At 57.5% G+C, this 13,008-nt stretch carries 8 protein-coding genes and 1 other annotated feature; of the genes, 7 read left to right on the top strand and 1 reads right to left on the bottom strand.

What is annotated here, in order from left to right; genetic code table 11:
• The first annotated feature begins 12 nt into the window (after nucleotides 1-12).
• The 3 genes from GCWU000341_RS09180 (at nucleotide 13) to GCWU000341_RS14135 (ending at nucleotide 5,607) form a co-directional block, all read left to right on the top strand.
• A complete protein-coding gene (locus GCWU000341_RS09180; RefSeq protein WP_009215686.1) occupies nucleotides 13-1,434 on the top strand; it encodes a sulfatase family protein in 1,422 nt (473 codons plus the stop codon).
• 118 nt (nucleotides 1,435-1,552) lie between these two features.
• Nucleotides 1,553-2,755, top strand: a complete 1,203-nt coding sequence (locus GCWU000341_RS09175) for a glycoside hydrolase family 88 protein (protein WP_009215684.1) — start codon at nucleotides 1,553-1,555, stop codon at nucleotides 2,753-2,755.
• 395 nt (nucleotides 2,756-3,150) lie between these two features.
• The gene (locus GCWU000341_RS14135; protein ID WP_009215683.1) at nucleotides 3,151-5,607 is read left to right on the top strand and encodes a putative LPXTG-motif protein cell wall anchor domain protein; all 2,457 of its coding nucleotides are present in this window, start codon (nucleotides 3,151-3,153) and stop codon (nucleotides 5,605-5,607) included.
• A gap of 278 nt (nucleotides 5,608-5,885) precedes the next feature.
• On the opposite strand, the gene GCWU000341_RS09165 is transcribed toward GCWU000341_RS14135, so the two are convergent.
• On the bottom strand, nucleotides 5,886-7,169 hold the full coding sequence (locus tag GCWU000341_RS09165; RefSeq protein ID WP_009215681.1) for an O-acetylhomoserine aminocarboxypropyltransferase/cysteine synthase family protein: 1,284 nt from the start codon (nucleotides 7,167-7,169) through the stop codon (nucleotides 5,886-5,888).
• Between the two features lie 97 nt (nucleotides 7,170-7,266).
• Between GCWU000341_RS09165 and GCWU000341_RS13780 the strand changes: the two genes are divergently transcribed.
• The 4 genes from GCWU000341_RS13780 (at nucleotide 7,267) to GCWU000341_RS09145 (ending at nucleotide 12,980) form a co-directional block, all read left to right on the top strand.
• Nucleotides 7,267-7,584 (top strand): hypothetical protein, encoded by a 318-nt coding sequence (locus tag GCWU000341_RS13780; protein WP_009215680.1) that lies wholly within the window; start codon nucleotides 7,267-7,269, stop codon nucleotides 7,582-7,584.
• Between the two features lie 209 nt (nucleotides 7,585-7,793).
• Complete coding sequence (locus tag GCWU000341_RS09155; protein WP_040654117.1) at nucleotides 7,794-9,572, top strand: 1-deoxy-D-xylulose-5-phosphate synthase; 1,779 nt, start codon at nucleotides 7,794-7,796, stop codon at nucleotides 9,570-9,572.
• A 124-nt stretch (nucleotides 9,573-9,696) separates the two neighbouring features.
• Nucleotides 9,697-11,577: a threonine--tRNA ligase gene (locus GCWU000341_RS09150; protein WP_009215678.1), complete on the top strand. Its 1,881-nt coding sequence runs from the start codon at nucleotides 9,697-9,699 to the stop codon at nucleotides 11,575-11,577.
• A gap of 94 nt (nucleotides 11,578-11,671) precedes the next feature.
• Nucleotides 11,672-11,910, top strand: a binding site (T-box leader).
• An 86-nt stretch (nucleotides 11,911-11,996) separates the two neighbouring features.
• Nucleotides 11,997-12,980, top strand: coding sequence for a bile acid:sodium symporter family protein (locus GCWU000341_RS09145; protein WP_009215676.1), 984 nt, complete (start codon nucleotides 11,997-11,999; stop codon nucleotides 12,978-12,980).
• Nucleotides 12,981-13,008 lie beyond the last annotated feature (28 nt).

Raw genomic sequence — 13,008 nt, 5'->3', positions numbered from 1 at the left:
GGAGGTCTTATCTTGGCAAACGGAAGGAATCTGATCTTTATCTTCGCGGATCAATGGAGAGCCGGCGCGATGGGCTTTGCCGGGGAGGATCCGGTATATACTCCGAATATGGACCGCTTCTGCGAGGAGTCCACCTACTGCGACCACGCCTTCAGCACCTTTCCCGTCTGCTCCCCGCACAGGGCGAGCCTGATGACGGGGAAATATCCGCTCAGCGCGGGCTTTTATACAAACTGCAAGAGAGGGCTTCCGCTGAGGCTTCGGGATGAGGAGCTTTGCATCGCACAGGTTCTGAAGGGGCAGGGCTATCGGACAGCCTATATCGGGAAATGGCATCTGGATGAACCGGAGCAAAATCATTGCCCCGCTCCCGCCTCCGGTGCGAGAGACTGGGATGCCTACACGCCCCCGGGGATCCGAAGGCACGGCTTTGATTACTGGTGCTCCTACGGGACCTACGATCATCATCTCTCACCCCATTACTGGAGAGATGACGATAAAATGATCTGCCCCGGAAAGTGGTCTCCGGAGTATGAGACGGATGAAGTGATTTCGTATCTCGAGAAGCAGGGGAAGGATGAAAGGCCCTTTGCTCTCTACCTCTCATGGAATCCGCCCCACAGCATCTATTCGGAGGTCCCGGAGCGCTATCTGAAGCAGTACGACGATGTGGCCTTAAAAAAGAATATCAGCCTGACGGGGCTCCACCACCACACGGGGGAGAGGAGCGAGATGAGCGAGGAGGAGCTCCGCCTGACCACAAGGCAGTACTACGCGGCCATCACGGGGCTGGATGAACAGTTCGGACGGATCCTTCGCTTCCTGAAGGAGAGCGGTCTCTACGAGAAGAGCATCGTCGTCCTCTCCGCGGATCACGGCGATATGATGGGCTCGCACGGCCTGATGGGAAAGCACGTCTGGTACGAGGAGGCCATCCGTATTCCGCTTGTGATACATATCCCGGAGAACCGAAAGGATAGATGCCGTACCTGCATCGGCAGTCAGGACATCATGCCGACGGTGCTCTCCCTTTTGGATATCCCGGTTCCGGATACGGTGGAAGGGGGAGATCTCTCCCGCTATCTGACGGAGGAGCTCGAGGACAGGGAGCGGGTCTGTTTTCTCTGCGCCTGCCCCGGGAGACTGGAGCTTGTGGAGGAATTTGCCCGGGAGGGCCTGCGCCCTCAGGACTTTGGCTGGAGGGGGATCCGGACGCAGGACTATACCTATATCATGGAGCTCGGCTATCATCCGGGGGAGAAGGCGAGGCGGCATCTCTATGACCTCAGAAAGCATCCCCTGGAGGAGAGGGAGGAGAGCGAAGAGGAGAGACGGGATCTGATGAAGGAGCTGGAGGGGCGGGTCATGGACTGGCTATGCCGGCAGCAGGACGGCTTCTATAGGAGCTGGGAAACAGCCTGTGACAGCTTGTGAAAACGGGGAGCGAGACAAAATCGACCGCCCTTTTGCTCTGGAAGCGATCCTTGTGCGAAGCGGGACGAAAAAGCATAGAGAAGCATAGAGAAGGACAGAGAGCGAGGAGAGGATAGGAATGGAAAAGTGGATCGGGGAAGCGGCGCTCAGGGAGCGGGAGGAGGCTTCTTTCGAGGAGCTGGAAGGGGCCATGGACAGGGCCGTAAAGCAGACAGAGGATAATCTCCGGCTCTATCAGGGGGCCTTTCCCGAGGCCAACAGCGTGGGCGGATTCTACCCGACAGGGAAAAATACGGACTGGACGAGCGGCTTTTGGACAGGGGAGCTTTGGATATCCTATGATTATGAGAAGGGTCCAGAGAAAAAGAGCTTTCTCCTCTCGGAGGGGGAGAAGGCGGTTCTTTCCTTTTCCCGCAGGATGGAGGAGCGGCATTATATCGATCATCACGATATGGGCTTCCTCTTCCTACCCTCCTGTGTCTACGCATGGCGCCTCACGGGAAACAGGACGGCGAGGGAGACCGCACTCCTTGCGGCGGAGCAACTGAAATCCCGCTACCGCGCGGAGGGGAGATACATTCAGGCCTGGGGGGAGATGCGGAGCGAGGGAAATGCCAGGCTGATCATCGACTGCCTTTTGAACCTTCCCCTTCTGTACTGGGCGTCCGAGGAGAGCGGGAGATCCGAATACCGGGAGATCGCGGAGATTCACACGGAAACCACCATGCGGCACATCCTCCGGGAGGATGGGTCCAGCTGGCACACTCTTTTCTTTGACCCGAAGAGCGGGGAATTTTCGCACGGTGCGACCTGCCAGGGCTATCAGGACGGCTCGGCCTGGGCGAGAGGGCAGAGCTGGGGGATCTATGGCACGGCGATTGCGTACAGGAATACGAAAAATGCCGATTATCTTCGGGATTTTCGAAGGATTTCCGCGTATTTTCTCTCTCACCTTCCGGAGGACCTCTGTCCCTACTGGGATCTCTCCTTTGGGGACGGGGATAAGGAGGAGCCGCGGGATTCCTCCTCTCTTGCGATCGCGGCCTGCGGTTTTCTGGAGATGAGCAGATATCTCCCCCGGGAGGAGGCGGAATACTACAGCTCCCTCTCAAAGAAGCTGCTGAAGAGCCTGATCGATCACTACCAGGTGAAGGACAGGCAGCAGTCCGACGGACAGCTTCTCCACGGCACCTATGCGAAGAAAACTCCCTTTAATACCTGTAAAAACAGCGGAGTGGACGAATGCGTCATCTGGGGGGATTACTTCTTCATGGAGGCTCTGAACCGAATTCTAAGACCGGGAAGCATGAGCTACTTTTAAGAGCCGCCGCACTGCTCTTTTCGCTGCCCGCGTTCTGCGGGCGGCTTTTTAGTGCTTCGGATGCCGCCGGAGGAAGGGCTATTGGTGGCGCCTCGGGGGAGACGGCGGAAGAGACGGAAAAGATTTTATTATGATTAAAAGTTGAAAAGAATAAAAAATTATGTATAATAAGGGACGGATTTGCCGCATAAGTCCCTTGTTTTCCCGCCGTCTTGTTCGTCCGGCACAGGGCGTTCTCACTCCGACTGCCGCAGCCAGCGGCGCATAAGCGATTTACAGGACCAAATCGCTAAACGCCGGGGCGGCAGACGGTCTGTGCCGGACGGATCAAGCGGCAGTGCGGTGAGCCAGTATAACGGGAGCGCGAGGGTTGTTTTGTGTATGGAGGGTGTAGGGTGAAATCAGAAAAGAGAAAGGGATCGGGAGCGGCAGTGCTTGCGGCCTGTTTGCTTCTTTCCGCCGCGGATCAGTCCGCTTACGGGAGTCAGGATTTCCACAGGGAAAGAGGGACTTCCGTGGAAACGGGGACCCATGCGGAGACCGGGATTCATACGGAAATGGGGATTCACGGGGAAACAGGAATCCACAGGGAAACAGGTTACAGCATGGAGATGGAGGAGGATCTTCCTTCTTCCGAAGCGGATAGGGATCTGCTGCCCGCGAGCTTCAGCAATATTCCGATGCCGCGGGCGGCGCTCTATGCGTCGGAGACCGAGACGATAGACATCACGGGGCTTGCCGACCGGGATGCAGTGAAGGCCGGGATAGAGAGTGCTCTGACTGCGGGAAAGGATGTCACTGTGATCGGAAGCAAGCAGGGGATCCATTCCCTGGAGCTTTCCGTTCCCGATCAGAGGAGGCTTGTCTGGAGGGCGAAGATCGAATCCGCAAATCCGGAGGATGGGGAGGCGATCTTGACAGTATCCGGGGGCTCCGGCAGTGTGTTTGAGCTTGCGGAGGGAGGAGCTGTGGCGGACCGCTCCGGAAATCATGATATTTCGGTCTGCAGCTTTAAGGATCGGCTGCAGGTCGAAATCACGGGGGGAGAAATCTCCTCCGCCTCAAATCATCCGGAGTTAAATGTGGTAGATGCCGCGGATGATGTGAAGCTCCATATGATCGGCGGACGGATCGACGCCGAAGGGGGAGAGAAGACCGGAATCTACTCGAGCGGAGATGTCGTGATCGAGGGAGGAGAGATCTTCAGCGGGAGCGAGGATGCCGCGCACTGCGGGAAGGCGATTTCGGCGAAGAAGGTCCGGATCTCCGGGGGCTTTCTCTTTGGGCATGGGAGCAGTGCGGAGGCTCTCGTCGATGCCCGGGAGGGAAGAGAGATCGACGGAGGTGCACTTGTCGCCTTCGACAAATACGCGGAAGCAGGGAGAACGCATTACCTCAAAGGCTCAAAGCGGAACCTTTCCGTTCTGCCCGCTTCGGCAAAGGCGGTCTGGGGCGCAGAAAACGGACATTCCGGAATCGAGATCAATGGAAGCTCCGGGAGATGCTTCCGTGAGCTTCCGGGCATACAGATCGGAGAGCTCAAGGGGATTTCCCTCCCGGAGAGTAAGGTCTACGACGGGAGTGCGGCTTCCTGTACGGGGACAGCGCATATTGAGCCCTCTGCTCTTCCCGGAGGCGAAAGCATCGCGATAAAATACCAAAAGGAAAATGAGACGGGACTTTCGGAGGAAGCTCCGTCAGACGCCGGGAAATACCTTGTGCATGCCATCATAAGCGGGGCAGGGGCCTACTCGGAGGATGCCATTACGCTCGGGGAATTTGAGATCGCAAAAAGGCCGGTCCGTCTTCTGATCGAGGATCAGACGATGACAGCGGGACAGCCGCTTCCGAGCTTTGGCTTCCGCCTGGAGGGACAGGCCGCAGGGCACGGGAGCGCGGAGGTCTTTCAGCAGAGCCCGATCCTTTCGACATCCGCGGATGGAAGGACAGCGGGAGAATTTGAGATCACAGTTCTCTCTCCGCTTAGCTATCGGGAGAATTATCGGGCAGACGGGGCGAATGCCGTCGTGAAAGGGAAGCTCCTTGTAAAGGCGGCGGAGAACGGAAATCAGAACCCGGGGACAGCGGCACCGGGCGGAAACGGGAAACAGAATCCGGGGACAGCGGCACCGGGCGGAAACGGAAATCAGAATCCGGGGACGGCGGCACCGGGCGGAAACGGGAATCAGAACCCGGGGACAGCGGCGCCGGGCGGAAACGGGAATCAGAATCCGGGGACAGCGGCACCGGGCGGAAACGGGAATCAGAATCCGGGGACGGCGGCGCCGGGCGGAAACGGAAATCAGAATTCCGGAAATGGAAATCCCGGCTCTGGGAAAGCGGGAGACGGAAATCCCGGGAACGCTTCTGAAAACCCGGGCAGCGTACCGAAGCCAAATCCCCCGAAGGAAGAGGAACGGTCAAAGCAAGAAGGAGGCTCCTCCGGCAGATCATCGGGCGGGGGCTCCGGGAGATCGGGAGGCGGCTCCCGTTCCGGAGGATCCTCCGGCAAGGGATCAGGGGCGCTCAGAGCCTCTGCCTCAGGAAGGACAGGGGCAAACGGAGGGAGCGGGAGCAAGGGAGAATGGATCCAGGATCAAAAGGGCTGGTGGTACAGAAATCCGGACCGCTCCTACCCGGCGTCCAGCTGGCTCTCCCTGGAATACAACGGGAAGAAGGACTGGTATTATTTTAACTCTGAGGGGTATATGCAGACCGGCTGGCAGCTCATAAGCGGAAAGTGGTACTACCTCTATGAGAAGACAGAGGGGGGAAGGACAAAGGGCTCCCTCGCGGTCAATACCGTGATCGGAGGCTATGCTGTAAACTCCAACGGAGAGTGGACGACCTAAAATAAGATAAGTTAAGACAATAAGATAAGATAAGAGAAAGGCCTCGGCCCCCGATTTTCCGTCGGGAGGCTGAGGCCTTTTTGCTGCATCGCCGCAGTTCACAACGGCCGCACTCTACAGTACAGCCTTCCAGGGGATGAGAAGAGCGCCGTCTTCAGTCATCTTCCTTCCGCGCGATCTTCACAAGGCGCTTTGCCTTCCAAGGGATAAGAAGAGCGCCGCCTCCGGCTATTTCTGACAGGAGCTTATCCTGCGGGGAAATCGGAAGGGGCCGGAGCTCAGACGGCCTCCAGGGCATGCTTTAGATCCGCGAGCAGGTCCTCTCTGTCCTCGAGTCCCAGGGAGACACGGATGAGACCGGGAGCTACACCGGCCGCCGCAAGCTGAGAGTCGTTCAGCTGGCGGTGCGTCGAGCTCGCCGGGTGCAGGCAGCAGCTGCGGGCGTCCGCGACATGCGTTTCGATCGCGATGAGCTTCAGCTTTCCCATAAAGCGTTCCGCGGCCTCCCTCCCGCCGGAGAGCTCGAAGGAGACGACCCCGCAGCCGCCCCCATGCAGATATTTTTCCGCGAGCCCGTGATAGCGGTTCCCCGGAAGTCCGGGATAGTTTACCTTGAGGACCTTGTCCTGCGCATCCAGAAATTCCGCTGCGGCCTGGGCATTCTCCACATGCCTTGGCATACGGACATGGAGGGACTCGAGGCCGAGGTTCAGATAAAAGGCATTCTGGGGGGACGGAATGCAGCCGAAGTCGCGCATCAGCTGCGCGGTGCACTTGGTGATGAAGGCCCCCTCCTTTCCGAAGCTCTCCGCATAGCAGGTCCCGTGGTAGGATTCATCCGGCGTGCAGAGACCCGGGAATTTATCCGCGTGGGCGAGCCAGTCGAAGTTTCCGCTGTCCACGATCGCCCCTCCGACCGCGACGCCGTGGCCGTCCATATACTTCGTCGTGGAATGGATCACGATATCGGCGCCCCATTCGATCGGACGGCAGTTGATCGGGGTCGGGAAGGTATTGTCCACGATCAGCGGAACGCCGTGAGAATGGGCGGCTTTCGCGAATTTCTCGATGTCCAGCACGGTGAGAGCCGGATTTGCGACGGTCTCCCCGAAGACAGCGCGGGTATCCTCGCAGAAGGCGGCGTTCAGCTCCTCCTCCGTGCAGTCCGGAGAGACAAAGCTTGCGCGGATGCCCATCTTTTTCATGGTCACGGCGATCAGATTGAAGCTCCCTCCGTAGATGCTGGAGGATGCCACGATATGGGCGCCGCACTCGCAGATGTTGAAGAGGGAGAGAAAAGTCGCGGCCTGCCCGGAGGAGGTCAGCATAGCCGCGCAGCCGCCCTCGAGCGCTGCGATCTTTGCGGCGACGAAATCATTGGTGGGATTTTGCAGACGAGTGTAGAAATACCCGCTCTCCTTCAGATCGAAGAGCCGCCCCATCGCCTCGCTGCTGTCGTAGCGGAAGGTGGTGGACTGAATGATCGGGACCTGACGGGGCTCTCCGTTTTTCGGAGTATAGCCGGCCTGAACGCAACGGGTGCCGATGGAATAATCGCTCATGCTCTCTTCCTTTCCTTAATCAATAAACGCCCATGCCCGCATTCCCGGGCGTTTTCTCATAATTCCGCATCCCGGGGAGGGAAGCGGAGGCAGACCTATGATGCAGAAAACATCTTATCACAGCTTTTCCCCTGCGAGAAGCGCGATCGAAAAGAGATCGAAAAAAATACTTGACATATTGTCAGGCATGATGTTTACTTGCGCCATCCTGCGCGATTCCATTTACCTGATCGCGCATTTACATGCCGCTGCCCTGCCGTTTGATCGGCCCGCGTACCGTGCGTTTTCCGCTCCGGCGCTTACTGCGGGCCGTAAGTCTTTGTGCGGCTTCGCGCTGTCCGAAGCTCACAGACTCGGCTTCGCCCGGGAGGCACTTCTCTTCGAGAAGACTCAAGAACGCTCCGAGTCTGCCTGATGGCAGACTTCTACGCCAGGGACTCGGCTTCGCCCGGGAGGCATCAGCCGACCTCCCTTCGGGAGGCACTTCTCTTCGAGAAGTGGTCAAGAACGCTCCGAGTCTGCCTGATGGCAGACTTCTACGCTCAAGATTCGGCAGTCGGAGTGAGAGGCTCCCGGGTGGGACGGATCAAACGGCAGGCGAAGCAGGAAGGGAGAACGAACAAGATGTATATTGAAAAAATCAACGGACCGGAGGATGTGAAGAAGCTGTCCTTAAGGGAGCTGCCGGAGCTCGCCTCGGAGATGCGGAAGGCTCTGATCCAAAGAGCCAGCATTCATATGGGACATGTGGGTCCGGATCTTGGATTCATCGAGGCCACGGTGGCGCTCCACTATGTCTTCTCCTCTCCAAAGGACAAGATCGTCTTCGATGTCTCGCACCAGACCTATCCCCATAAAATGCTGACCGGCAGGAAGGATGCCTATCTCTGCGAGGAGCATTATGGCGATGTCTCCCCCTACAGCTCTCCCGTGGAGAGCCCCCATGATTTCTTTGAGATCGGGCACACCTCGACCTCCATCGACCTGGCCCTGGGACTTGCGAAGGCCAGGGATTTAAAGGGGGAGAGGGAGAATATCATCGCGGTGATCGGAGATGGTTCCCTCTCCGGCGGAGAGGCGTTGGAGGGACTCAATATCGCGGGGGAGCTCTCGACGAATTTCATCATCCTCGTAAATGACAATCAGATGTCGATCGCGGAGAACCACGGCGGACTCTATCGAAATCTCGAGGAGCTTAGGGATACGGAGGGAAGGGCGGAAAATAACCTCTTCCGGGCGATGGGACTGGACTACCTCTATCTTCCGAATGGAAATGATATCGCATCCCTCGCTGCGGCATTCGAGAAAGTGAAGGATATCGGGCATCCGATTGTAGTCCATATCAATACCGAAAAGGGGAAGGGCTATCCCCCGGCGGAGAGGGACAAGGAAAAATGGCACTGGCATCTCCCCTTCGATATCGAGACGGGGGAGACGAAGGAGGAGTACCGGGACGAGGGGGAGGATTATGAGAGCGAGACCGCAAAATTCCTCCTCGAAAAGATGGAGAAGGACCCGAGTGTGATCGCGGTCAGCTCCGCCGTCCCCGGTGTTCTGGGCTTTACGAAGGAGCTCCGGGAGAGGGCCGGAGGGCAGTATATGGATGTCGGGATCGCGGAGCAAAGCGGCGTCGCGGTGGCCTCCGGCATCGCAAAAAACGGCGGAAAGCCGATCTATTTCACCTCCGCGACCTTCCTCCAGAGGGCCTATGACCAGCTTTCACAGGATGTCGCGATCAATCATACGCCGGTGACGATCCTCGCCGGGAGCGCCTCCATCTACGGGATGCGGGACAAGACTCACCTCGGTCTCTACGCCCTTCCGATGCTCTCCAATATCCCGGAGCTCGCCGTGCTCGCGCCGGAGGGAAAGGAGGAGTATTTCTCGATGCTGGAATGGTCGATCGAGCAGAGGGAGAGGCCCGTCGTGATCCTGATCCCGGCGGACGATGTGCATCCGACGAATCATCCGGTCCGAAAAGACTACGGAAGGCTCGGAGAATTCTGCATGGCGCGAAGCGGAAGGGAGATCGCGATCCTCGCCTATGGCGCGCTCTATCAGACGGCAGAAAAGGCGGCCGACATCCTCCGGGAGAGGCTTCATCACGAAGTCACATTGATCGATCCCTGTTTTGTCTCTCATATCGATTATGCGATGCTGGAGGGACTGAAGAAGGAGCACAGGATCACTGCCGTGCTGGAGGATGGAATCCTGGAGGGCGGCTTCGCCCCGAAGATCAGCTCCTTCTACGCGGATTCCGATATGAAAGTGCTGGAGTTCGGACTGGAAAAGAAGTTCTATGACCGCTATGATGTCGAGGCCCTCCTCCGGGAGCGGCAGCTCACGCCGGAGCAGATCGCGGAGAGAATCCTGAAGGAGCTGAACGATCGGAGTCCGCTTTGAGAAAAGCCTCCTCTGTATTTTCGGAAGAATTTATGATATATAGTATAGAAACGATCGGGGACGCTTTTATGGGGTGAGGAGAGCCCCGGCGGCAGCGCCCTGATCTATTTATGAGGAGGAAAGCATGGACAAGGAACAATATCTTTCAGTATACAGGCACTCTCTCGCACATATTCTTGCGAAGGCGGTCATTGAGCTCTACGGGAAGGATGTGCAGTATGCGATCGGGCCGGAGGTCGAGGACGGCTGCTACTATGATTTTGTGTTCCCAAGGCCTGTGACGGAGGAGAACTTCAAGGAGATCGAGGACAAGATGCGGGAGATCATCCGGAGAAAGGAGCCCTGGACGAGGAGGGAGCTTTCCCGGAAGGAGGCGCTCGAGCTTTTTAAGGATCAGCGCTTTAAGAAGGAGATCATCGAGGACCTGCCGGAGGACGCCGTCATCAGCGCCTATTATACAGGGGATGACTTCGTGGATCTCTGCCGCGGCCCCCATGTGGAGAATTCCAAAGAGCTTTTGAACGCGGCCTTCCAGATCAAGTCCACCTCCGGGGCCTACTGGAGAGGGGATGAGCACCGGGATCAGCTCCAGAGGATCTATCTCTACGCTTTCCCGGACAAGGAAGCTCTGAAGGCGCATCTTAAGTTCGTGAAGGAGGCGCAGGAGAGGGACCACAAGAAGCTCGGAGCCCAGCTGGAGCTCTTCCTCTTTGACGAGACCGCTCCCGGCATGCCCTACTGGCTCCCGAGAGGCTGGAAGATGTATCAGGCCCTTCTCAAGTATTCGAGAGAGGTCCAGGAGAGGCACGGCTACAGGGAGATCGCCGCTCCGCTCATCAACAATAAGAAGCTCTGGCTGATCAGCGGACATTGGGCGCACTACATCAACAATATGTTCATGGTGCCCGGCGTGTCCGGCTGGCTGAAGGCGGACGCGGAGATTCCGGGGATCCTGGAGAACCTCGCGGAGCAGGGAGAAGAGCCGAAGAATGTAAAGATTCAGGCGGGCTCCGTCCTCTATAACCGGGAGAGGATGGACACGATGGCGGCAAAGCCCATGAACTGTCCGAATGCCATGCTCACCTATAAGAGGAAGAACCGCTCCTACCGGGAGCTCCCGATCCGCTACTCCGAGTACGATGTGCTCCACCGGAAGGAGAAGTCCGGTCAGATGAACGGTCTCTTCCGCGTGCAGGAATTCCGGCAGGACGACGATCACACCTTCGTCATGGAGTCGCAGATCGAGGATGAGATCAAGGATATCATCTCCATCGCGGATGAGATCTACTCGACCTTCGGCGTGAGCTACCGCGCGGAGCTCTCCACAAGACCCGAGGACTTTATGGGAGATATCGAGGTCTGGGACAGGGCAGAGGCGGCCTTAAAGCGGATCCTCACGAATAAGTACGGCGAGGGAGGCTTCGAGATCAATGAGGGAGACGGGGCCTTCTACGGACCGAAGATCGACCTCCAGATCAAGGACGCGCTCGGGAGAGAATGGCAGTGCGGGACCATCCAGCTCGACTTCCAGCTCCCGCATAATTTCGGCTTGAGCTATCAGACCGCGGAGGGCGTAGCGGCGATGCCGGTCGTCATTCACAGGGCGATCTACGGCTCCTTGGAGCGCTTCATCGGCATTATCATCGAAAACTTCAAGGGCGTCTTCCCCTTCTGGCTTTCCTCGGAGCAGGTCGGCATCGTCCCGATCCGAACGGAGCATAATGCCTACGCGAAGAAGGTCTTCTCACTTCTGCAAAAGCACGGCATCCGCGTCGAGGCGGATTATTCCGAGAGCAATATGAAGGAGAAGATCAAAAAGTACAAGAATTTCAAGGACCCGTACATCCTCGTCCTCGGAGACCGGGAGGCGGCGGAGAATACCGTCTCCATCAACATGAGGGGCTCGAACCGGCAGCTCAATAATATCCCGATCGAGCGCTTCCTCGCGATGTGCGAGAGGATGAATGAGGAGCACAGTCTGGAGCTTTTAGAGAGCGCGGATTGAGATCCATCCGACATAGCTCTCATAGGAAAAAGGAATGGCGGGTGCTATTGACATATTTTTCGGCAGGCTTTAGGATAGGGAAAATTTCACAGAGAAAAAGGCTTTGACGAAAAGGAGTAGGAAGGCGGGATGCTCAAGAGAGCTGACGGTAGCTGCGAGTCAGTGCGGAACGCCTTTTGAAAATCATTTCCGAGCTGCCGCGCCGAAACAGCAGTAAGCGCGGACGGATGCCCCCGTCATCACGGGCAGCGCATTCCAATGGATGCGAAAGAGCGGCCATCTCAGGATGGCAATAAGAGTGGTACCGCAGAGGTCTGAACCTTTGTCTCTTATCGGCGTAAGCCGAAGGGGCAGGGTTCAGGCCTTTTTCTCTCTTATTCTGTGAAAGAGATGAGGCGGGGACAGAAAGGGGAAGGATTATGAAGGTTTTGGAAAAGCTGAGCGCGTTCGTGAGCCGATGGATGGCGCTCCTTGTCATACTCGCAGCGGCGGTCTCGCTCTTTTTCCCGGCGGCGGTGAGTTTTATCAGCACGAAGTGGATCAATTATCTGCTCGGCGTCGTAATGTTCGGGATGGGGCTCACACTGAAGCCCTCCGACTTCACGGACGTCCTCCGGCGCCCGAAGGATGTCGTGATCGGCGCGCTCTGCCAGTTCACTTTGATGCCGCTCATCGCCTTTTTGCTCACGAAGCTTTTCCGACTTCCGCCGGAGCTTGCGGTCGGCGTCATCCTCGTCGGAACCTGTCCGGGCGGAACCTCTTCCAATGTCATGACCTATCTCTCCCACGGAGATGTGGCGCTGTCTGTGTGCATGACCTCGGTCTCCACCGTGCTCGCGCCGTTTATGACGCCGCTTCTCACGTTGCTCTACGCGGGAAAGACAGTCGATGTCAACGTCATGGGCATGTTCATCTCGGTTCTCCAGGTCGTGCTTCTTCCGATCCTCTTGGGCTTTGTCGTGAATTACTTCTTCGGACGCTTTACGCAGAGGGCGGTGAAGGCGCTTCCCCTGGTCTCGACACTCGCGATCATCCTGATCATCGCAGCGGTGGTCTCAGTGAACTCCCAGAAGATCCTCTCCAACGGACTTCTGATCATCGTCGTCGTCATCTGCCACAACCTTCTCGGCTATGCGGCGGGCTACGGCGTCGCGAAGGCGCTCCGCCTGGACACGACGAAGTGCCGCGCGATCTCGATCGAGGTCGGCATGCAGAATTCCGGACTCGCCACGGGACTTGCGCACACGCATTTTTCGCAGTATCCCCTCGCGATGATCCCGGGAGCGGTCTTCTCCGTGTGGCATAATATCTCCGGAGCCCTGCTCGCGAATTTCTTTAACGATATGAGTGAAAGGGAGAAGAGCCCGGAGCTCCGGGAGGCCCAAAAGGAAAGCCTCGCGTAGGATAAAATGGGATAAGATAAGAGAAAGA

Source organism: Oribacterium sp. oral taxon 078 str. F0262, from assembly GCF_000160135.1.
In the GTDB taxonomy this organism is placed as follows: domain Bacteria; phylum Bacillota; class Clostridia; order Lachnospirales; family Lachnospiraceae; genus Oribacterium.
Note: the sequence above shows the minus strand (reverse complement) of the source record. Positions and strands in the feature narration are given on the sequence as shown.